Source organism: Longimicrobiaceae bacterium, from assembly GCA_035696245.1.
Lineage (GTDB): Bacteria > Gemmatimonadota > Gemmatimonadetes > Longimicrobiales > Longimicrobiaceae > DASRQW01.
On sequence record DASRQW010000166.1, the window covers coordinates 1 to 21,431 of the forward strand.

Sequence of the window (21,431 nt, forward strand, 5' to 3'; positions counted from 1 at the left end):
CAGGGCGGCGGGACCGACTTCCCGCCGGTGATGGCGCTGGCGGCCACGGGCTCGGACTCGCTGGCGTACGAGGTGGGGCGCGTGATCGCGGTGGAGGGGCGGGCGGCCGGCGTGACGCTGAACCTGGCGCCCGTGCTGGACGTGAACTCCAACCCGGCGAACCCCATCATCAACACGCGCTCGTTCGGCGAGGACCCGGCGGCGGTGGCGCGCTTCGGGGCGGCGTACGTGCGGGGGCTGCACGCGGGCGGGATGCTGGCCGCGGGAAAGCACTTCCCCGGCCACGGCGACGCGGCCACGGACTCGCACATCGGCCTGCCGCTCATCCGCGCCAGCAGGGCGCGGCTGGACTCGGTGGAGCTGGTGCCGTTCCGGGCGGGCGTGGCGGCGGGGCTGGACGCGGTGTTGGTGGGCCACATCGCCGTGCCCGCCATCGACCCGGAAGACGGGCGGCCGGCGTCGCTGTCGCCGCGCATCGTCACCGGCATCCTGCGCGGGGAGATGGGCTTCCGCGGCATCGTCTTCACCGACGCGATGAACATGGGCGGCCTCACCCGCCGCTTCAGCCAGGCGGACGCGACCGTGCTGGCGATCGAGGCGGGCGCCGACATCCTGCTCCAGCCGGACGACCCTCGCGCCGCCGTCACCGCCGTGGAGGCCGCGGTCCGCTCCGGCCGCATCTCCGAATCGCGCATCGACGCCTCCGTCCGCCGCATCCTCGCGGCGAAGGAGCGCGCTGGACTTGCGCAGCGTCGCGAGGTCGATCCGCGCGCTATCCCGGGCGTGGTCGGCATCGAGGCCCACGAGCGGCTGGCGGCGGAGGTCGCGGCGCGCTCCATCACCCTGGCGCGCGACGGCCGCGGGCTGGTTCCCATCTCCCGCACGGCGCGGCGCGTGCTCTCCATCACCTACGCCGACGCGGGCAGCCTCACCGCCGGCCGCGCGTTCGACGAGGCGCTGGCAGGTCCCGAGCGTGCGGTCGAGTCGGTGCGCGTGGACGGCCGCACCTCCTCCGCGGAGTACGCGGACCTCGCCCGCCGCGCCGCATCTGCCGAGGTCGTGATCGTCTCCGCGTACGTGGCGCCGCGCCAGTACCGCGGCTCGGTGGACGCGGCGGAGGGCTTCTCCGGCTTCGTGGAGCGCCTGGCTGCCGGCGGGGCGCCGGTGATCGCCGTCTCGTTCGGCAGCCCGTACCTGGTCTCCGCCTTCCCGAGCGTGCCCGCGTACCTGCTCGCCTGGGGCCGCGAGGAAGTCTGCCAGCGCGCCGCCGCCGACGCGCTCCTGGGCCGCGCGCCCATCACCGGCCGTCTCCCCGTCTCCCTCCCGCCGCTCTTCCCGATCGGCACGGGGCTGCGGCGGGATGTGGTGCAGTGAGCCTCTGGCGGTTGAAACCGCGGCAACGACTGCGCAAAGTCCCCCTGCGGGGACTAACCCCTGACCTTCCGCCGCGCCGAATCTTCCGAAGCGCGCCGAATCAACAACCCTCTCCCGCTTGCGGGGGAGGGTGCGAGCCCAAGCGAGCGGGAGGGGGCGCTTCCGCCCTGAACCGAGACACCGGATGAACATGGCGAACGTTAGATGCGCGGCATCCGTCATCGCCGTCGCTACGCTGCTCGGCGGATGCATACCGGGCCTCATCTCCCCGCCGGAGCCCGAGCCGGCGCTGCGGCCCCCGCCGATGCAGATGGCGTCGTGGCTCATTCCCGCGCGCCCGCACGATGCGGGGATGTACGACGGGCTGACGGTGGAGCTGGATTCCATCGCGCGGGCGGCCATCGCCGACCGCGCGGCGTCTGGCATCTCCATCGCCGTGGGACGGTGGGGGCGGCTCGTGCATCTCAAGGGCTACGGAGCGGTGGATTGGGCGCCCGGCTCGGCAGAGGTGAACGACAGCACGCTCTTCGACATGGCGTCGGTGAGCAAGGTGGTCGCGACCACGACCGCGGCGATGATGCTGGAAGAGGCGGGGCGGCTGGACCTGGACGCACCGGTGCACGCGTATCTGCCGGAACTGGCGGACTCGGCCAAGCAGTCCATCACCGTCCGCCAGATCCTCACGCACCGCGGGGGGTTCGAGGCCGGGGCGCCGCTGTACACCACGTATCGCGGCCGCGAGCAGTACCTGGCGCAGATCAACGCCCGGCCGCTGGCGTACGCGCCCGGCACGAAGATGGTCTACAGCGACTGGGACCTCATCCTCACGCAGCTCGTCGTGGAACGGCTGACGGGGCAGACGCTAGACGCCTTCGTCGGCGAGCGGCTGTTCGCGCCGCTGGGCATGCGCGACTCGCGCTACAACCCGGACCCGTCGCTGCGCCCGCGCATAGCCGCGACGGAGGTGGCGGCGGACCGCGGCGGCCTGATCTGGGGCGCCGTGCACGACCCGAACGCTTTTGCGATGGGCGGGGTCGCGGGGCACGCGGGCCTCTTCTCGTCCGCCCGCGACATGGCGGCGTTCGCGCAGATGGTGCTGAACGGCGGCGAGTACGGCGGCGTGCGCATCGTCCGCCCGGAGACGCTGGCGCGGTGGACGTCGCCGCAGGGGCCGGGCAGCAGCCGCGCGATCGGGTGGGACACGCCGTCGGACCGGTCGAGCGCGGGGCGGTACTTCGGGCCGCGCAGCTTCGGGCACACGGGCTACACGGGCACGTCCATCTGGATCGATCCCGAGCGCGGGCTGTTCGTGGTCCTCCTGACCAACCGCGTGAACCCGACTTCCGAGAACCAGAAGCACGTCGCCCTCCGCCGCGCCGTGGCGGACGCCGTGCAGCGGGCCATCCTGGACGCGCCTCTGGTGGACTGGGAAGCGCGGCGGGTGGTGGCCGCATCCGTGAGGGGCCCTCACCCGGCGGCCTGAGAGCCGCCACCCTCTCCCACAAACTGCGTGGGAGAGGGGACGTACTGCGGAAGTGCTTGGCGGGAGGGAGATGTGGGCGCTGCGGCGCAGTTCGGGCGCGCGGTCCATCCACTCGGGGCTGCTCGGGATGTTTTGCGAAGCTCGGCATCGTGGCGTCAATCACCAGCCGGAGCGTGCAGATGGACGTGGACGTGATCGTGATCGGGTCGGGGCAGGCGGGGGTGCCGCTGGCGACGCGGCTGGCGCGGGACGGGAAGCGCGTGGTGCTGGCGGAGCGCGACCAGCCCGGCGGCACGTGCGTGAACTACGGCTGCACGCCCACGAAGACGATGATGGCGAGCGCGCAGGCCGCCCACGACGCGCGCCGCGCCGCCAGCCTGGGCGTGGACGTGGGCGAGGTGCGAGTGGACCTGTCGCGCGTAGTGGCGCGCAAGGACGCGATGGTGCACGAGTGGCGCGCGAGCGTGGAGAAGAGCATTGCGGGCGCGGGCGAGCGGCTGACGCTCGTTCGCGCCCACGCGCGCTTCACGGGCGAGCGGCAGGTGGAGATGGGCGGCGCGACCTACCGCGCGGAGACGGTGATCGTCAACACCGGCGCGCGGCCGGCCGTGCCGCCGCTGGACGGGCTGGATGGCGTGCCGTGGCTGGACAACCGGCGCGTGATGGAGCTGACGGAGCTTCCCGTGCACCTCCTGGTTCTCGGCGGCGGCTACGTGGGCTGCGAGTTCGCGCAGATGTTCCGCCGCTTCGGCTCGCGCGTGACCATCGTCGGCTCGGCGGCGCACCTGCTGGACCGCGAAGATGCGGACGTGTCAGAGGCGGTGCAGGACGCGTTTGGCGCGGAGGGCATCGAGATGGTGCTGGGGGCGAGCGCGAAGTCAGTGGCGCGCGACGGAGCGGGCGTGCGTCTGCGGTTGGAGGACGGACGGGAGATGGAGGGCAGCCACCTTCTCGTGGCCGTGGGGCGGAAGCCGAACACGGACGACCTGGGCTGTGAAGCGGCCGGCATCCGCCTGACCGAGCGCGGGGCCATCGAGGTGGACGATCGCTTCGCCACGTCTGCCGAGGGTGTGTACGCGGTGGGCGACGTGACCGGCGGCCCACAGTTCACGCACACGGCCTGGGACGACGGGCGCATCCTCTTCGACCTGCTGCAAGGCACCGGAAGACGCACGGCCGCCGGGAGAACGATCCCGTACGCCGTCTTCACCGACCCGCAGGTCGCGCGCGCCGGACTTTCCGAGACGGACGCGAGGAAGGACGGCGTGGCGTACGAGCTTGCGACGATGCCGTTCTCCGCCATCGCACGAGCCTGGGAGACGGGTCGGTCCGCGGGGATGATGAAGCTGCTGCTCGATCCACAGACGGAGCGCATCCTTGGCGTGACCATCGTCGGTGCGGAGGCGGGTGAGCTGCTGCACGCATTCGTGCCGCTGATGCAGTCCGGCACCTCCGCCCGCGCCATCGTCGACGCGGAGTTCGTGCACCCCACCTTCGCGGAGGGCGTCCAGTCCCTCGTCATGCGCCTGCCGCGCTACAAGCTGAGCTGACCGCGTCGGGAGATGCGCATACCCCGCACGTCTGCCCGCCATCGCCAGCCGCGCATCTGCCGTGACGGCCGGGCGCGCGCCGGATTAATGTGCAGCCGTGCATCTACCGTCCTTCATCCAACCCCGCGCATCTCCACCCGCATCATCGTGGGATGCGCATCGGCCGACCGTCATCGAAGATGTGCGAGATGCCGTGCATCACATCTCCGGAAACACAGAGGCGAGCGCATCTTCTGCCTGTCCTACCGCCGTTGGACGCGGCGAAGGATGCGCGGTGCCGGCAGATCAGAGGCAGGCTGAAGTTGCGGATGCGATGAATCGCAGCCCTACAACTGAGGGGTTGCGGCCGGTCGGAGAGCTCGCCGCCAGGTCGGCGATGTTGGCCCGGGGCGGGGCGGGAAAGTGTGCCGATGGCCCGGAGCGTGCAGCCTTGGGGGCCGATTCCGCATCGCTACGAATCCTGACGAGGTGAAGCAGACATGGCCCAGACGCGCGAGCGCGTACCCGTCGTCATCGTGGAATACGACCAGATCGCCCGCACGCTCGCGGAGCGCATCGCCGCCATCGTGCGCGAGAGGAACGCGCAGGGACGGCCGGCGGTGCTGGGCCTGGCGACGGGCAGCACGCCCATCGGCGTGTACCGCGAGCTGATCCGGCTGCACCACGAGCAGGGGTTCAGCTTCGCCAACGTGGTGACGTTCAACCTGGACGAGTACTACCCGATGGACCCGGGCAGCATCCACAGCTACAACCGGTACATGCGGGAGAACCTGTTCGACCACATCGACATCCCCGAGCAGAACATCCACATCCCGCCGGGCGCCCTGCCGCGCGAGCAGGTGGAGGCGGCGACGGAGGCGTACGAGCAGGCGATCCGCGACGCGGGCGGCATCGACTTCCAGATCCTGGGCATCGGCAAGACGGGCCACATCGGCTTCAACGAGCCCGGCAGCGGCGTGGAGAGCCGCACGCGCCTGATCGCGCTCGACACGGTCACGCGGCGCGACGCGGCGGCGGACTTCTTCGGCGAGGACAACGTGCCCACGGAGGCCATCACCATGGGCGTCGCCACCATCATGGAGGCGAAGGAGGTGGCGCTCATCGCCACCGGCGAGCACAAGGCGGCGATCGTGAAGCGCGCGGTGGAGGGCGAGCCGGACCCCGACGTGGCGGCCACGTACCTCCAGGAGCACCCCAACGCCACGTTCTACCTGGACCCCGCCGCCGCCGCGGAGCTCACGCGCATCAAGACGCCGTGGGTGGTGGGCGAGGTGCGCTGGACGCGGCAGCTGGAGCTACAGGCGGTGATCTGGCTGAGCGAGACGACGGGGAAGTCGGTGCTGAAGCTGGACGCGCTGGACTACCGCGAGCACCATCTTTCGTCGCTTCTCGCCAAGGCCGGCTCGGCCGGGGCGCTGAACGGCGAGGTGTTCAACGCGCTCATCTCCAAGATCCGCGGCCGGAGCAAGCTGCCCGCGGGCAAGCGCATCGTCGTCTTCAGCCCGCACCCGGACGACGACGTGATCTCCATGGGCGGCATCCTCAACAAGCTGCACCAGAACGGCAACGAGCTTCTCGTCGCCTACCAGACGTCCGGCAACATCGCCGTGTTCGACCACGAGGTGCGGCGATACCTCGATTTCGTGCGGCGGCTCGACCGCGACTTCGCGCTGGGCGACGGCAAGGTGCCGGGGCTGGCGGACGAGATCGAAGGCTTCCTGGACCGCAAGCGGCCGGGCGAGGTGGACATCCCGCCCGTGCAGACGATCAAGAAGACGATCCGCGAGGCCGAGGCGGTGAGCGGCATCGAGACGTTCGGGATGACGCGCGACCAGGCATGCTTCCTAAACCTGCCGTTCTACCAGACGGGCAAGGTGCGCAAGGACCCCATCGGCCCCGCCGACGTGGAGATCGTGCGCAAGCTGCTGGAGACGCACCGCCCGGAGATCGTCTTCGTCGCCGGCGACCTTAGCGACCCGCACGGAACCCACCGCATGTGCATGGAGGCGGTGGAGCTGGCGCTGCAGCAGTACGAGGGGCCGCAGCCGGACATGTGGTACTACCGCGGCGCCTGGCAGGAATGGCCGGTGGCCGAGGCGGACGTGCTGGTGCCGCTCTCGGAAGACGAGCTGGCGATCAAGATCCAGGCGATCTTCAAGCACCAGAGCCAGAAGGACAGCGCGCCCTTCCCCGGCCAGGACGACCGCGAGTTCTGGCAGCGCGTGCAGGACCGCAACAAGGCGACGGCGAAGACGGTGGATTGCCTGGGCCTGCCCGAGTATTTCGCGATGGAGGCGTACGTGGTGCGCCGCGACGGCCGGCCGCTGGAGGCGGAGAACGTGCCCACCAGCGCGCTGGGCGGGCGACGCGAGAGCGACCGCATGGCGATGCGCACCGGCGCGGCCGCATGAGCGACGGCGGAGCGGCGTACTTCGCGGGGGTGGACGGCGGCGGCACGCGCACCACTGTCGCGCTGGCGGACGACGACGGGCGCGAGATCGTCCGCCGCTCGGGCTCCGCCGGCCTGGTGGACCCGCGCCGGCCCACGGCGAGCGCGGAGGTGGTGGCGGCGCTCGTCCGCGAGGCGGTGGACGAGGCGGGGCTGGACGGCCCGGCGGAGGTGCTGTGCGCGGGCTTGGCGGGCGTGGGCAACCCGGCAGAGCGTGAAGAGGTGCGCGCCGCGCTGGAGGCGTCCGGTGTCGCGCGGCGGGTGATGATCGTCACGGACGGCGAGGCGGCGCTGGAGGGTGCGCTGGGCGGCGGTGCGGGCGTGCTGCTCGTGGCGGGCACCGGCTCCGTCGCCTACGGGCGGGCGGAGGATGGGCGGGTGGAGCGCTGCGGGGGATGGGGCCTGATCATCGGCGACGAGGGAAGCGCGTACCAGATCGGGCGCGCGGCGCTGGCGGCGGCGGTGCGCTCGGACGACGGACGCGGACCGGCGACGCGCCTGCTGCCGGAGCTGATGCGGGAGATGGGTGTGGACGATCCCCGCGCGATTCCCCCGTGGGTGGGCCGCGTGGAGAAGGCCGACGTCGCGGCCCTCGCCACCGCCGTGATCGCCGCCGCGGACGCGGGAGATGCGGTCGCGCTTCGCGTGGCGGAAGGGCAGGCACGCGAGCTGGCGCAGCACGCGCTCGCCCTCGCGCAGAGGCTGGTCCCGTGGGCGGGCGAGATCCCGGTGGTCTTCCACGGAGGCGTGCTGGGCGCCCCGCTCTACGCCCGCCTCGTCACCCGCGCCCTCACCGAATCCGGCCTCGCCTTCTCCGTCCGTGACCCCGTCGCCGACGCGGTCACCGGGTCCCTCCGCTACGCCCGCGGCCTCGTCGCGGCGGTATAGATGGGCGGTTCGGGAGATGGGTCGCTGCGGAAAGGTGCCCCCTCCCCCGGCCCCTCCCCCGCAAGCGGGAGAGGGGGAACTGCTTGGGGCGTAAGCGGTTATAGTGTCGTGGAGGGTCCCTGCGGCGTTCGATCCATCGTCGAGGCGGGCATGGCATCTCCCGAAGAGCAGCTGGAAGAGTTTCTCGCGAAGTACGATCCTGCTGTCGCCCAGGAGGTCCGCGAGGCACACGGGAAGATGCGGGCGCGGCTGCCGGGCGCGGTGGAGATGGTGTACGACAACTACAACGCGCTCGTGATCGGCTTCTCGCCCGATGAGAAGCCGTCGCACGCCGTCTTCTCGCTGGCCGCCTTCCCGGGCTGGGTGACGCTGTGCTTCCTCCAGGGCGCCGGCCTGCCGGACCCAGACGGTCTGCTCCAGGGCAGCGGCAACGTGGTGCGCAACGTAAGGCTCCAGCCGCTGGAACGGCTCGACTCGCCTCCGGTACGCGCGCTGATGGACGCCGCCCTCGCCTCCGCCCCCGTCCCGTTCGACGAAACGCAGCCGAGCCGCCTCCTCATCAAGTCCATCTCCGCCAAGCAGCGCCCCCGCCGCCGCCCCTGAAGCCGCGGTGATATTGCGGACTCCCGGCAACCCGTCCCAGCATCAAAGCATCACGCCCCAACCCAACTCGCCACGCGCTCCCAAGCCCGGAACTCGCCCCAACCAGGCTCCCCTCCCCCAGGCAGTTTTGGGGGAGGGGCTGGGGGAGGGGGCCCTCCCCGCCACCTCAAACCAGCCCCGCATCCATGCCGCCCTCGCTCCTCCGGTCCGTCCCGAGCAAGCTCCTCGCTGCCACGGCCGCCGTCCTCGCCGGCTGCGCGCCGTCCATGGCCCGCACACCGCCGAGCATCCCGCCGGCGTCCGTGCCTGTCGCGACCGAGCCTGCGCGCATCTCGCCCGTCTACGACCTGCTCATCCGCGGCGGGCGCATCATCGACGGGACGGGGAGCCCGTGGTACCGCGGGGATGTGGCGATCCGCGGTGACCGCATCGCCGCGGTGGGGCTGATGCCGGGCGCCGAGGCGCGCGACACCATCGACGCGACGGGGCTGATCGTGGCTCCCGGGTTCATCGACATGCTGGGGCACTCGGAGTACCCGCTGCTGCGCGACGGGCGCGCCGTGTCCAAGATCACGCAGGGCATCACCAGCGAGATCACGGGCGAGGTGAGCAGCGTGGTGCCCGTGAACGCCAACACCCTGCGCGAGCTGGGCAGCGACGCGCGGCCCACGGTGGACTGGACGGACCTGGACGGCTACTTCCGCTCGCTGGAGCGGCACGGCACGGCCATCAACCTGGGCACCTTCGTCACCGTCGGCTCCGTGCGCCGCTACGCGATGGGCGACGCGGATCGCCCGGCCACGCCCGTGGAGATGGACACCATGCGCGGCCAGATCGCCATCGCCATGCGGCAGGGTGCGATGGGCCTCTCCACGGGCCTCATCTACGCCCCCGCCTCGTTCGCATCGACCGACGAGGTGGCGGAGCTGGCGCGCGTGGCGGGCGCGTACGGCGGCGGCTACGCCACGCACATGCGCTCCGAGGGCGATCACCTCGTGGAGGCCATCAACGAGGCCGTCACCATCGGCCAGCGGGCGGGCACGTGGGTGGAGATCCACCACCTCAAGGCGTCGGGCAAGCCCAACTGGGGGAAGATGAGGGATGCGGTCGCCGCCATCGAGGCCGCCCGCGCGCGCGGCATCGACGTGTCGGCGGACCAGTATCCCTACGCCGCGTCGGGCACCAACCTGGACGCCATCATCCCCAACTGGGCCCACGCCGGAGGCCGCGACTCGCTCTTGGCGCGCATGCGCGATCCCGCGACGCGCGCCCGCATCCGCGCGGAGCTGACCACCGGCGGCACGGACTGGAACATCGGCGCGAGCAGCGGCGGGCCGCACGGCGTGATGATCTCGGACGTGGGGGTGGACTCGCTGCGGCACTATCAGGGCATGCGGCTGGACGAGGTGGCCGCCGCGCGCGGGCAGGAGGTGGCAGACGCGCTGATGGACCTGCTGATCGCGGACAGCTCGTCCACCGGCGCGACGTACTTCTCCATGAGCGAGGAAGACATCGAGCTGGCGATGCGGCAGCCGTGGGTGAGCGTGGGCATCGATGCCGGCGCCCGCGCGGCCGATTCCACCGTGAAGGAGATGCCGCACCCGCGCGCGTACGGCTCGTTCCCGCGCATCCTCTGCCGCTACGTGCGCGAGCGGCACGTGATCACGCTGGAAGACGCGGTGCGCAAGTTCACCGCGCTGCCCGCCCAGCGCGTGGGCCTGGACGACCGCGGCGTGGTGAAGCAGGGGATGTTCGCCGATCTCACCCTCTTCGACCCCGCCACCGTCTGCGACCGCGCCACCTTCGAGAACCCCGTGCAGACCTCCGTCGGCATCCGTCACGTGATCGTCAACGGCGTCCCCGTGGTCCGTAACGGCACGCCTACCGGCGCGAAGCCCGGCCGCGGCCTGCGCCACCGCGTCCCCGCATCCCTCGTCACACCGGTGCGCTGAGCGCGAGCGCGAACCTGGCGGGGGTATGAAACCCCCGGCTGGGAACTGCGGTCGTCCTGCGGACGAGGTCCCCACCGCGCGCACCCACCCCGCTTAACTCGCACCCCCCACAGCGCGCAGCGCGAGCCGCCGAACGCCCAACTGCGAGGGCGCATCGGTAGAGCACGGAAGCCGCGTCACTTGTGGAAGCAGTGCCCTCCCCCGCTTGCGGGGGAGGGCAGGCGAGTTTTACGAGCCGGGTGAGGGCCCCGCCGATCTCCCCGCCCCGCGATGCTCTCCTTCCGATTCGGCTCCGCACGCCGAGATTCCAACGAAAGAATCCGGAGGACGAGAGGCGTCCGGGCTGTTATCTTCAGCCCATGAAACTCGCGCACGACTACATGATGGAGCGGTTCTACGCCAGCGACCGCTCGGCAAACGGCCAGTTCATAACCGGCGTGCTGACGACGGGCATCTACTGCTTGCCGAGCTGCACCGCGCGGAAGCCCAAGCCCGAGAACGTCCGCTTCTTCGCCGGCGAGGACGACGCGCGCGGGGCCGGCCTGCGCCCTTGCCGCCGCTGCCGCCCCAACGACTTCTACCGCGACTACGACCCGGACCTGCACCTGCTGGAGACGCTGGCGGCAGACGTGCGGAAGCGCCCCGCGGACTTCGCGGACGCGGGCGACATGGTCGCGGCATCCGGCATCGGCGCGACGAAGCTGCACGAGCTCTTCCGGCGGCACCACCACACCACGCCCGCGGCCTTCCTCGCTCGCGAGCGCGTGGCCGCCGCGCGCCGCCTGCTCCGGGATCCTGCGCCCACATCTACCGAAGTCGCGTTCGCCGCCGGCTTCGAAAGCATCTCGGCCTTCCACGAGAACTTCCGCAAGCTCACCGGGCTCACCCCCGGCGAGTACCGGCGGCTGGGCGAGCGCCCCGGCTTCACGCTCGCGCTGCCGGAGAATTATCTAGCTTCGTACACGCTGGGGATGCTGGGCCGCGACGGCCTCAGCCTCACCGAGGGCGTGGCGGGGAGCGAGGCGGTCAAGGCGGTACTGCTCCCGTCCGGCCCCGCGCGGCTGCACCTCGAATTCCGCGGCGGCGCGGTGGACGTGGCGGTCCGCTCCGCATCTCCCGTCTCGCCCGCGGACGTGCGGGAGGCGCACCGGATGGTGGTGCGGATGCTGGGCCTCGCCGCCGATCCGGCGCCGTTCGAGCGGCGGGTGGAGAAGGACGGGCTCGCGCGCCTGGCCGCCGGCCGCGATGGGCTGCGCATCACCCAGTCGCCCACCGTGTTCGAGGGCCTGGTGTGGTCCATCGTGGGGCAGCAGGTGAACCTCGCGTTCGCGTACGCGCTCCGCCGCGCGCTGGTGGAGACGTGCGGCTTGCCCGCGGGCGAGGGGATGTTCGCGCATCCATCCCCCCAAGCCGTGTCGGCGGTCGGCTACGACACGCTGACGGCGCGGCAGTATTCGCGGCGCAAGGCGGAGTACGTGGTCGACACCGCCCGCGCGGTCGCCACGGGCGAGCTGCAGGTGGAGGGCTTCCCCGACGAGCCCGCCACGCAGGTGGAGCGGCGGCTGCTGGCGGTGCGGGGGATCGGACCCTGGTCCGCGAACTACGTGATGATGCGCGCCTGCGGGTTCGCGGACTGCGTGCCGGTGGGCGACACCGGCCTCACCATGGCGCTCATGCGCTTCTTCGGGATGGACCACCGCCCCGGCCCGGCCGAGACGATCGCGCTCATGGAGCCGTTCGCCCCGTTCCGCAGCCTGGCCACTCACCACCTCTGGATGACGCTGGGAGAGCCCGCATGACCATTCACGCACAGCAGTTCCCGACCCCGCTCGGCCCCATGCTCGCCGCCGTGGACGACGCCGGCAGCGTGCTCCGCCTCGCTTTCCTGGGCGGCCGCGACGCGCAGTCCCTCGCGCGCGAAGGCGCCCGCCGCAACGAGGCGGTGGAGTGGGACGACGGCAGATGCGCGGCCGTCGTCGCGCAGGTGGAGGAATACTTCGCGGGCCAGCGCCGCGACTTCGACCTGCCGCTGGCGCCGCGCGGCTCGGATTTCCAGCAGCGCGTGTGGGCCGAGCTGGTGCGCATTCCGTACGGCGCCACCATCAGCTACGGCGAGCTGGCGCGCCGCGTGGGCAACCCCGCCGCCTCGCGCGCCGTGGGCCGCGCCAACGCGACGAACCCCATCCCCGTGATCGTGCCCTGCCACCGCGTGATCGGCGCCAACGGCACCCTCACGGGCTATGCGGGCGGCGTGGACCTCAAGCACGGCCTGCTGCACCTCGAGGGCGCCCTGCCCGCCGAGCAGCCCACGCTCGCCGTCGCCTGACCGGAGCGCGAGGAACGCTGGAACTGTGGGTGCGATCCATCGCAGCCGATCCGCTACCGTAGCGCAGATGGCGGGGCATCCGCATCATTCCGCGGGTGCCCCGCCGTGCATCTACCGGCGACGCTGCATGTTCGACGATGCAGGTCCGCGACGCACGTCCGACGCTTCGAGACGACCACGGTTGATGAGGATCAGAATGACGGATACGACGGATCGCGACGACACGCCCGAAGAGACTCTGGACCCCGCGAGCTGGGACGACTTCCGCGCGCTCGCCCACCGCATGGTGGACGACACGCTGGACCACCTTTCCACACTGCGCGACCAGCCCGCGTGGCAGCCGATGCCGCCGGATGTTCGCGGCTCGTTCGCGGAGCCGCTGCCGTGGGACGGCGAGGGCGAGGAAGCGGCGTACGGAGAGTTCGTCGCGCGCGTGCTGCCGTACCCCAACGGCAACCTGCACCCGCGCTTCTGGGGATGGGTGCAGGGCAACGGCACGCCCATGGGGATGATGGCGGACATGCTCGCCGCGGCCATGAACCCGCACATGGCCGGCTTCAACCAGGCGCCCGCGCTGGTGGAGAAGCAGGTGATCGCCTGGCTCGCCGAGCTGATGGGCTTTCCGAGCACCGCCAGCGGCATCCTGGTGAGCGGCGGGACGATGGCGAGCATCGTCGCGCTAGCGGTGGCGCGCCAGGCGAAGGCGGGCTGGGATGTGCGCGCGGAAGGCCTGCACGGCGACCGGCCGCGCCTGCTCGTGTACGGCGCGAGCGAGACCCACAGCTGGATCACGAAGGGCACCGAGCTGCTGGGGATGGGCCGCGGCGCCTTCCGGCCGATCGCGGTGGATGCCGAATACCGCATCGACCTGGCGGCGCTGGCGGAGGCGGTGCGGGCGGACCGCGAGGCTGGGCATCGCCCCTTCTGCGTGGTCGGCACGGCTGGCACGGTGAACACCGGCGCGACGGACGACCTGCGCGCCCTCGCCGCCTTCTGCCGCGACGAAGGGCTGTGGTTCCACGTGGACGGTGCGTTCGGCGCGATGGCGCGGCTCTCCGAGAGCCTGCGCCCGCTGGTGGCCGGGATCGAGGAGGCTGACTCCGTGGGCTTCGACCTGCACAAATGGGGATCGCTGCCGTTCGAGTGCGCCTGCGTGCTGGTGCGCGACGAGGCGGCGCACCGCGGCGCCTTCGCCACGGCGGCCAGCTACCTCGCGCCCGCCGAGCGCGGCGTGATCGCGGGCGGGCTGCCGTTCGCCGAGCGTGGCGTGGAGCTGACGCGCGGCTTCAAGGCGCTGAAAGTGTGGATGTCGTTCAAGGCGCACGGCGTGGGCGCCATCGCCCGCATGATCGAGCAGAACGTGCGGCAGGCGCGCTATCTCGGGGATCTCATCGGGCGTACGCCGGGGCTGGAGCTTCTCGCGCCCATCAGCCTCAACATCGTCTGCTTCCGCTATGCGCCCGAAGGCGTTTCCGACGCCGACGCGGACCGCATCAACGAAGAGATCCTGCTGCGCATCCAGGAGCAGGGCATCGCGGTCCCATCGTCCACGCGCATCCACGGCCGCTTCGCCATCCGCGTCGCGAACGTGAACCACCGCAGCCGCCGCGAAGACTTCGACGCGCTGGTGGATGCCGTGCTCCGCATCGGCGCGGAGGTCAGTGCTGGGCGGTGAGGGTGCGGTGGAAGCTCGTGTGTTCGTGGGAGATGTGCGTCCGCGCGGTCTGTGCTGGGGATGAAGAGAGGCGTCGTGATAGTCATCTCCGAATCTCCCGCATCCCCCGCCGATCATCTCCCGAGAGCTCCTCTTCCCCCAAAACAGAAGCGGCGGCATCGAAATCCGATGCCGCCGCGCTTTTTCACGGTCGGTAGAGGCTATCCGCGCACCGGATGCCCCCGCGCGGCGAGATACCGCCGCGCCTCCGCGAGGGTGAACTCGCCGAAGTGGAAGATGGAGGCTGCGAGCACCGCGTGCGCCCCGGCGGTGAGCGCCGCGTCCAGGTGCTCCAGCGCGCCCGCGCCGCCGCTCGCGATCACGGGGATGCGCACCGCGCGCGAGACGGCTTCCAGCAGCGGCAGGTCGTAGCCGTCGCGCGTGCCGTCGCGGTCCATCGACGTGAGCAGGATCTCTCCCGCGCCCAGCGATTCCGCGCGCGCGGCCCACTCCACCGCGTCCACGCCCGTCGCCGTGCGGCCGCCGTGCGTGTAGACCTCCCACCCGGACGCGACCGCCGACGATTCGGAATCCGCGCGGCGGGCATCGATGGCGACGACCACGCACTGCGAGCCGAAGTGGTCCGCCGCGCGCGCCACGAGTTCCGAATCGGCGAGCGCGGCGGTGTTGACGGCGACCTTGTCCGCTCCTGCGCCCAGGATCGCCACGAAGTCATCCACCGTGCGGATGCCGCCGCCGACGGTGAAGGGGATGAAGACCGAATCGGCCGTGCGGCGGATCATGTCCAGCGTGGAGGCGCGGCCCTCGTGCGTGGCGGTGATGTCCAGGAACACCAGCTCGTCCGCGCGCTCGGCATCGTAGCGGATCGCCTGCTCCACCGGGTCGCCGGCATCGCGCAGGCCCACGAACTGGATGCCCTTCACCACCCGCCCGTCCTTCACGTCCAGGCAGGGGATGATGCGCTTGGCTAGGGCCACGTGACCGCCTTCAGGCGGGCGAGCATGCCCGGCGTGGCCTCGCCCCAGAAGACGCCCTCCACCGGGCCGCGGAGGAGGATGCTCCAGTCGTCGCGGACCTCCACGTCCAGCGAGCCGCCGGGCATGCGCACCTCCACCTGCCTCTCGGCGACCAGGCCGCGGCGCACGGCGGCGGCGGCCACGGCGCAGGCGCTGGAGCCGGACGCGCTGGTCTCCCCCGCGCCGCGCTCCCACACCCACGCCTCCACCACGCCCGACTCGACCGAGCGCGCGAACTGTACGTTGGTGCCGCGCGCGAAGTCCGGGTGCGAGCAGATCTGCGGGGCGCGGCGGCGCAGGTCGTCGGGGTCCACCTCGTCCTGGAAGATCACGCAGTGCGGGTTGCCGATGGAAACCGTGTTGATCTCCACGCGGTCGCCCGCCTCCAGCTCCAGCATCTCGCCGGCGACCTCGCGGTCCGGGCCGCCCAGGCCCACGTCGCCGCTGCGGAACGATGCGACGCCCATCTCCGCCTCTACGCTGATCACGCCGTCGTCGCTCACGTGCAGGATCTTCATCCCCACCACGCCGCCGGGCGTCTCCACGCTGAACGCCTGGCCCACCTCCACCTCGCCCATGTCCAGCAGGAACGCGGCGAAGATGCGCAGCCCGTTGCCGCTCTTCTCCGCCTCCGTCCCGTCCGGGTTGAAGATGCGCAGCCCGAAGTCCGCCGCCGTGGTTGGCACGCGGCCCAGGATGCCGTCCGAGCCGATGCCCGTATGCCGGTCGCAGATGAGGCGCACGGCCGGCGGCGACAGCTCGATCTCGTCGAGGTCCATCGCCACGTAGTCGTTACCCAGCCCGTGGCCCTTGAAGAACGTCAGTCGTTCCATGTGTCGATACCTCGCTTGAATCGAACCGCCGGCAACCGGGAACGGCAGTGGCTCACGCGGAGCCGCGGAGGACGCGGAGAACTGCATGAGGAGAAAAGTTGTTCTCCGCGCTCTCCGCGTGCGATGCTTTTCCCCATCGCCCGCAACGTCATATCAGAGGCGTGAGAAGTTGCCGAGGATGCGGAGACCGTCTTCCTGGCTCTTCTCGGGGTGGAACTGGATGCCCCACACGTTGCCGCGCCCCACGATGGAGGCGAAGGGCACCTCGTAGGTGCAGCGTCCCAGCACGTCCGCGCCGTCGCTGCGCTGGACGGCGAAGCTGTGGACGTGGTAGAACCAGCGCGGCTCCGGCCCCGCGATGCCCGCCAGCACGGGATCGGCTTCGGCGTGGCGGATGAACTCCACGGAGTTCCAGCCCACGTGCGGCAGCGGCAGGTCCGTCCGCAGCTTCTCGACCATGCCGGGGAGGAGGCCGAGACCGCGGACGCCCGGCGCCTCTTCGCTGCCCTCGTACAGTAGCTGCATGCCCACGCAGATGCCGAGGAACGGGCGGCCATCGGCCACCACTTCGCGCACGGCGTCGGCCAGGCCGCTCTCCTCCAGGCGTGTCATGCACTGCCCGAAGTGCCCCTGGCCGGGGAGCACCAAGCGGTCCGCCGCGCGCGCCTCTGCCGGGTCGGCGGTGAGATGCACGTCGGCCCCCTCGTGCTCGAACGCTTTCGCGACGGAGCGCACGTTCCCCGCGCCGTAGTCCAGCAGGGTGATGCGCGGCCGGGTGCTCATGCGCGGCATCTGGCGGTTGAAACCGCAGCAACGACTGCGCGAAGTCCGCCTGCGCGGACTAACCCCGAAGCTCCCGCGGTCCACCAACCATCAGGTACGCACCGGACCCCCAACCCTCTCCCGCTTGCGGGGGAGGGTGCGAGCCCAAGCGAGCGGGAGGGGGCATCCATCTACAACGTCCCCTTCGTCGACGGAACCTCGTTCCCCCGCCGCGGATCGATTCTCGTCGCTGCATCCAGTGCGCGGGCGGCCGCCTTGAAGGTGGCTTCGACCACGTGGTGCGCGTTGTCGCCGCGGATGCCGTCCAGGTGCATGGTCACGCGAGCCTCCATCGCGAACGCCCGCCAGAACTCGGCCGAGAGGGCGGCGTCGAAGTCGCCGATGCGCGCCTGGTCCACGGGGAGCGGCACGCAGAAGTGGATGAACGGCCGGCCCGAGACGTCCACCACCGCGCGCACCAGCGCCTCGTCCAGCGGCACCGTCGCGTCCGCGTACCGCGCGATCCCGCGCTTGTCTCCCAGCGCCTCCAGGAACGCGCCGCCCAGGACGATCCCCACGTCCTCCACCGTGTGGTGCGCGTCGATGTGCAGGTCGCCCTTGCACTCGACGGACAGGTCGAAGCCGCCGTGGCGGGCCAGCGCGTCCAGCATGTGGTCGAAGAAGCCGACGCCGGTCCGCACGTCCGCCGCGCCGCCGCCGTCCAGGTCGATGCGGACGGTGATCTCCGTCTCGCGCGTCTTCCGCGTCCGCGCGGCCGTGCGGGCCATCGTCACCCCTCGCTCATGGTGGTGCGGAGCGCGGCGAGGAACTGGTCGTCCTCGTCCGGCGTCCCCGCATTGACCCGCAGGCAGCCTTCCAGCATGGGGTACCTCGACACGTCGCGCACCAGGATCCCGTGCTCGTCCAGCAGCCGCCGGAACAGCTCGGTGTGCGAGATGCGCGGCGAGTCCACACGGAAGAGCAGGAAGTTGGCCGCGCTGGCGTACACGTGCAGGCCGGGAATCTCCCGCATCTCCCGAAAAAGCCGGTCCCGCTCGCTGCGGATGGCATCCTGCTGCGGCTCCAGCAGCGCGCGTCCGGCCAGCACCTCCGCCGCGGCGACCTCGCTGAAGAAGTTGATGTTGTACGGCAGCTTGGCTTTCTCGATCTCCGTCGCCAGGGCGGGATCGGCCAGCAGGTAGCCCGCGCGCAGGCCGGCCAGCGCCATCGCCTTGCTGAACGTGCGGAGGACGACCAGGCGGGGACGGCCGGCGAGGAGCGGAATGCCGTCGTATCCGCCGAACTCCACGTACGCCTGGTCGAGCAGGATGAGCGCGCCCGTCTCGTTGTGCACCCGCTCGATCTCCTCGCGCGTGAGCGCGGAGCCGGTCGGGTTGTTGGGCGTGCAGAGGACGACCACCGCGGCGGAAGATTCGTTCGCGGCACGCACGATGGCGTCCACGTCGAAGCGCAGCTCCGCGTCCAGCGGCACGGACACGACGGTGCCGCCGTTCACCTCCGTCATCAGCCGGTAGAGCGTGAACGTCGGCTCGGGGACGACGACGCTGACGCCGGGGGCGACGACGACGGCGAGGATGGACTGGATCAGCTCGTTGGAGCCGTTGGCGACCAGGATGCCATCCGCCGGCCAGCCCGTCGCCTCCGCCACCGCGTCGATGAAGCTCTGGGCGACGAACGGCGGGTAGCGGTTCCACGGCCGGTCAGCCAGCCGCTCGGCGATGCGGCGCTTGATCTCGTCCGGAACGTCGTACGGGCTCTCGTTCTGGTTGAGCTTGATGCGCGGCTCGTACGGGTGCAGCGTGTACGCGCTCATCGCGCGCACCGAGGCCTTTACGTGCGCCAGCGCCTCGGCCGGCGAGCGGTCGGGCGCTGGGGTTTCGGTAGATGGGCTCTGGCTCAACGGTCCGCCACTTCAGCTCTGTTCGTGCGCGCCGCTCCGCCGTCCCTGGCGTAGCGGCCGATCCGTCCTCAGTCGCGCCCGACGTGGATGATCTGGTCTCGGCGCGTGCCGACGGAGACGTACCAGATCGGCACCTTCGTAAGCTCGCTCAGCCGCTCCAGGTATGTCCGCGCGTTCTCCGGCAGCTCGTCCCAGCTCCGCGCATCCGCAGTCGAAGTCCGCCAGCCGGGCATCGTCTCGTACACGGGCTCCGCCGCGTCCAGCTCCGCCAGGTCGGCGGGGAAGTCCACCAGCAGCTCGCCATCCACCTTGTAGCCGGTGGCGATCTTCACCTCGTCGAGCGTGTCGAGCACGTCCAGCTTCGTGACCGCCAGGCCGGTAAGCCCGTTCACGCGGGCGGAGTAGCGCACGACCGCAGCGTCGAACCAGCCGCAGCGGCGCGGGCGGCCGGTGACCGCGCCGTACTCGCCGCCCAGCTCGCGGATGCGGTCCTGGAGCTCGTCCATGAACTCGGTCGGCAGCGGTCCCGAGCCCACGCGCGTCGTGTACGCCTTCACCACGCCCACCACTGCGTCCACCCGCGTGGGCCCGATGCCCACGCCCAGCGCTGCGCCGCCCGCCGTGGTGTTGGACGAGGTCACGTACGGATACGTCCCGTGGTCCACGTCCAGCAGCGCGCCCTGGGCGCCCTCCAGCAGCACCGTCTTTCCGCCGGCGATCGCCTCGTCCAGCAGGCGGCCCGTCTCCACCGCCATGCGCAGCAACCGGTCGCGAAAGCCCAGCACCTCGGCCACCAGGGCGTCCGCATCCACCGTGTCGGTAGATTCCATGAAGCGCAGCCGCTTGTTCACGCGCTGGGCCGCCGCGCGGAGCAGCGCCTCGGTGCGGGCGGCGTCGCGCAGGTCGGCCACGCGGATGCCTACGCGCGCGACCTTGTCCTCGTACGCCGGCCCGATGCCGCGCCCGGTGGTGCCGATCTTCCCTTCGCCGCGACCCGCCTCGTCCGCGCGGTCCAGCAGCTTGTGGTACGAGAGCAGGAGATGCGCGCGCAGCGACACGCCCAGCCGCCCCTCGGCGTCGATGCCGCGAGTGCGCAGCGCGTCCAGCTCCTCGAAGAACTGCGCCGGGTCGAAGACCACGCCGTTGCCCAGGTAGCAGCGCCGTGACGGATGCAGGATGCCCGAGGGGATCTGGCGGAGGATGAACTCCTCGTCGCCCACGTGCACGGTGTGGCCGGCGTTGGCGCCGCCCTGGTAGCGGGCGACCACGTCTACCTTCTCGGCCAGCACGTCCACGATCTTGCCCTTGCCCTCATCGCCCCACTGGGAGCCGACGATCACCACGCACCGGTGCTTCTCGCTCATCTCGGTCTTCGCCCGTGTCTTCTTCGATAGGGTGCGGCGCGGCCCGTCCGCACACAAAAACGCGGCCCCGCCATGCTCATGGTGGGACCGCCGTTCACGCATCCTGGGCGGAATGTAGACGTGGGTGCGGATGGTGTCAACAGCGGTGGCCCCCTCCCCCAGCCCCTCCCCCAAAACTGCCTGGGGGAGGGGAGCCTGGTCCACGGCAGCGCTGGCTTCTACGGCGTCCGGCGGTGGAAATCCATCGGATGGAGACGAGGAAAAGCCTTCCGATCGTGGAGATTTCAGGCTTCGGGGGCGGGGCCGCGCTGGACGACGGAGTCGGCCTTGAGGGCGCGCGCCATCTCGTCGCCCTTCAGCTCGCGGCTGCGCAGCGGGAGCCAGGCGGTGAAGGTGCTGCCCTTGCCCAGCTCCGAGGTGACGCGGATGGTGCCGCCCAGGAGGCCCAGGAGCTTCTTGACGATGGAGAGGCCCAGGCCCGTGCCGCCGTACTCGCGCGTGGACGACTGGTCGGCCTGGCGGAAGTCCTCGAAGATGCCGTCCAGGTCCGTGGCGTCGATCCCGATGCCGGTGTCGCACACCTGCACCTCCACGCCACCGCGCGCCGCGTGGGCGCGTACGCGCACCTCGCCCTCGTGCGTGAACTTGACGGCGTTGGAGAGGAGGTTGAGCAGGATCTGCTTCACGCGGGTGCGGTCGGTCTCCATGGGCGGCAGGCCCTCTTCCAGCTCCACCGCGAAGGCGAGCTGGCGGGAGCGCACCATGGGCTCCACCGTCTCGGAGATCTCGCGCACCACGTCGGCCAGCTCCACGCGCTCCAGGTGCAGCGGCATCTTGCCGGCCTCGATGCGGGCCAGGTCCAGGATGTCGTTCACCAGCTCCAGCAGGTGCGTGCTGGCGCCGTACATCCGGTCCAGCGAGTCGGCCTGCTTCTCGGTGAGGTCGCCGTAGATCCGGTCGCGCATGAGCGTGGTGTAGCCCAGCAGCGCGTTGATGGGCGTGCGCAGCTCGTGGCTCATGCTGGCCAGGAACTCGCTCTTGAGCCGGTACGCGCGCTCGATCTCGCGGCTCTGCCACTCCAGCTTGCGGTTGCGCTCCTCCAGCTCGGCGGTGGCGGCGCGGATGCGGCCCTCCAGCCCCTCGTTCACCCGCGACAGCTCGTCGGCCAGGCGCTGGTTCTCGGCCGTCTCGGTCAGGTCGTGGATGATGGAGACCACGGCCGTGGTCTCGCCGCC

Annotated in this window: 17 protein-coding genes; 10 read left to right on the top strand and 7 right to left on the bottom strand. The window is 71.3% G+C overall.

All coding sequences use genetic code 11. From position 1 onward, the window contains the following. The 10 genes from VFE05_07610 to VFE05_07655 form a co-directional block, all read left to right on the top strand. Positions 1 to 1,374: glycoside hydrolase family 3 N-terminal domain-containing protein (locus VFE05_07610; protein ID HET6229917.1), on the top strand; the 1,374-nt coding region annotated here is incomplete at its 5' end. Positions 1,375 to 1,564: 190 nt separating this feature from the next. Further along, the gene (locus VFE05_07615) at positions 1,565 to 2,857 is read left to right on the top strand and encodes a serine hydrolase (GenBank protein ID HET6229918.1); all 1,293 of its coding nucleotides are present in this window, start codon (positions 1,565 to 1,567) and stop codon (positions 2,855 to 2,857) included. Positions 2,858 to 3,006: 149 nt separating this feature from the next. Continuing rightward, positions 3,007 to 4,407, top strand: coding sequence for a mercuric reductase (locus tag VFE05_07620; protein ID HET6229919.1), 1,401 nt, complete (start codon positions 3,007 to 3,009; stop codon positions 4,405 to 4,407). A 479-nt stretch (positions 4,408 to 4,886) separates the two neighbouring features. Further along, positions 4,887 to 6,818 carry a glucosamine-6-phosphate deaminase gene (gene nagB, locus VFE05_07625; GenBank protein HET6229920.1) on the top strand — a complete coding sequence of 644 codons (1,932 nt, stop codon included), beginning with the start codon at positions 4,887 to 4,889 and terminating at the stop codon, positions 6,816 to 6,818. Continuing rightward, a complete protein-coding gene (locus tag VFE05_07630) occupies positions 6,815 to 7,744 on the top strand; it encodes a BadF/BadG/BcrA/BcrD ATPase family protein (protein HET6229921.1) in 930 nt (309 codons plus the stop codon). Before nagB ends, VFE05_07630 begins: the two co-directional genes overlap by 4 nt. Before the next feature lie 150 nt (positions 7,745 to 7,894). After that, positions 7,895 to 8,347 (top strand): DUF1801 domain-containing protein, encoded by a 453-nt coding sequence (locus tag VFE05_07635; GenBank protein HET6229922.1) that lies wholly within the window; start codon positions 7,895 to 7,897, stop codon positions 8,345 to 8,347. Between the two features lie 302 nt (positions 8,348 to 8,649). Next, positions 8,650 to 10,299: a D-aminoacylase gene (locus tag VFE05_07640; GenBank protein ID HET6229923.1), complete on the top strand. Its 1,650-nt coding sequence runs from the start codon at positions 8,650 to 8,652 to the stop codon at positions 10,297 to 10,299. A gap of 359 nt (positions 10,300 to 10,658) precedes the next feature. After that, a complete protein-coding gene (locus VFE05_07645) occupies positions 10,659 to 12,098 on the top strand; it encodes an Ada metal-binding domain-containing protein (protein HET6229924.1) in 1,440 nt (479 codons plus the stop codon). After that, positions 12,095 to 12,625 carry a methylated-DNA--[protein]-cysteine S-methyltransferase gene (locus tag VFE05_07650; GenBank protein ID HET6229925.1) on the top strand — a complete coding sequence of 177 codons (531 nt, stop codon included), beginning with the start codon at positions 12,095 to 12,097 and terminating at the stop codon, positions 12,623 to 12,625. The genes VFE05_07645 and VFE05_07650 overlap by 4 nt, the downstream gene beginning before the upstream one ends. Before the next feature lie 196 nt (positions 12,626 to 12,821). Next, complete coding sequence (locus VFE05_07655; GenBank protein HET6229926.1) at positions 12,822 to 14,300, top strand: pyridoxal-dependent decarboxylase; 1,479 nt, start codon at positions 12,822 to 12,824, stop codon at positions 14,298 to 14,300. A gap of 200 nt (positions 14,301 to 14,500) precedes the next feature. On the opposite strand, the gene hisF is transcribed toward VFE05_07655, so the two are convergent. The 7 genes from hisF to VFE05_07690 all read right to left on the bottom strand — a co-directional run. Continuing rightward, on the bottom strand, positions 14,501 to 15,277 hold the full coding sequence (gene hisF, locus VFE05_07660) for an imidazole glycerol phosphate synthase subunit HisF (GenBank protein ID HET6229927.1): 777 nt from the start codon (positions 15,275 to 15,277) through the stop codon (positions 14,501 to 14,503). Continuing rightward, entirely contained in the window at positions 15,268 to 16,149 is an 882-nt protein-coding gene (dapF, locus tag VFE05_07665; protein HET6229928.1) for a diaminopimelate epimerase, read from the bottom strand. The genes hisF and dapF overlap by 10 nt, the downstream gene beginning before the upstream one ends. Positions 16,150 to 16,302: 153 nt before the next feature. Further along, positions 16,303 to 16,932, bottom strand: coding sequence for an imidazole glycerol phosphate synthase subunit HisH (hisH, locus tag VFE05_07670; GenBank protein ID HET6229929.1), 630 nt, complete (start codon positions 16,930 to 16,932; stop codon positions 16,303 to 16,305). 170 nt (positions 16,933 to 17,102) lie between these two features. Then, a complete protein-coding gene (gene hisB / locus VFE05_07675) occupies positions 17,103 to 17,699 on the bottom strand; it encodes an imidazoleglycerol-phosphate dehydratase HisB (GenBank protein ID HET6229930.1) in 597 nt (198 codons plus the stop codon). A gap of 2 nt (positions 17,700 to 17,701) precedes the next feature. Then, the gene (hisC, locus tag VFE05_07680; GenBank protein HET6229931.1) at positions 17,702 to 18,832 is read right to left on the bottom strand and encodes a histidinol-phosphate transaminase; all 1,131 of its coding nucleotides are present in this window, start codon (positions 18,830 to 18,832) and stop codon (positions 17,702 to 17,704) included. A 68-nt stretch (positions 18,833 to 18,900) separates the two neighbouring features. Next, positions 18,901 to 20,196 (bottom strand): adenylosuccinate synthase, encoded by a 1,296-nt coding sequence (locus VFE05_07685; protein HET6229932.1) that lies wholly within the window; start codon positions 20,194 to 20,196, stop codon positions 18,901 to 18,903. Positions 20,197 to 20,480: 284 nt separating this feature from the next. Beyond that, a partial coding sequence (locus VFE05_07690; GenBank protein ID HET6229933.1) for a HAMP domain-containing sensor histidine kinase occupies positions 20,481 to 21,431 on the bottom strand: 951 nt, incomplete at its 5' end.

Bases quoted from the DNA above. Each gene is read 5' to 3' on its own strand.
- VFE05_07615 (HET6229918.1), top strand. From the start codon at position 1,565: ATGGCGAACGTTAGATGCGCGGCATCCGTCATCGCCGTCGCTACGCTG.
- nagB (HET6229920.1), top strand. From the start codon at position 4,887: ATGGCCCAGACGCGCGAGCGCGTACCCGTCGTCATCGTGGAATACGAC.
- VFE05_07630 (HET6229921.1), top strand. From the start codon at position 6,815: ATGAGCGACGGCGGAGCGGCGTACTTCGCGGGGGTGGACGGCGGCGGC.
- VFE05_07635 (HET6229922.1), top strand. From the start codon at position 7,895: ATGGCATCTCCCGAAGAGCAGCTGGAAGAGTTTCTCGCGAAGTACGAT.
- VFE05_07645 (HET6229924.1), top strand. From the start codon at position 10,659: ATGAAACTCGCGCACGACTACATGATGGAGCGGTTCTACGCCAGCGAC.
- VFE05_07650 (HET6229925.1), top strand. From the start codon at position 12,095: ATGACCATTCACGCACAGCAGTTCCCGACCCCGCTCGGCCCCATGCTC.
- VFE05_07655 (HET6229926.1), top strand. From the start codon at position 12,822: ATGACGGATACGACGGATCGCGACGACACGCCCGAAGAGACTCTGGAC.
- dapF (HET6229928.1), bottom strand. From the start codon at position 16,149: ATGGAACGACTGACGTTCTTCAAGGGCCACGGGCTGGGTAACGACTAC.
- hisH (HET6229929.1), bottom strand. From the start codon at position 16,932: ATGAGCACCCGGCCGCGCATCACCCTGCTGGACTACGGCGCGGGGAAC.
- hisB (HET6229930.1), bottom strand. From the start codon at position 17,699: ATGGCCCGCACGGCCGCGCGGACGCGGAAGACGCGCGAGACGGAGATC.
- VFE05_07685 (HET6229932.1), bottom strand. From the start codon at position 20,196: ATGAGCGAGAAGCACCGGTGCGTGGTGATCGTCGGCTCCCAGTGGGGC.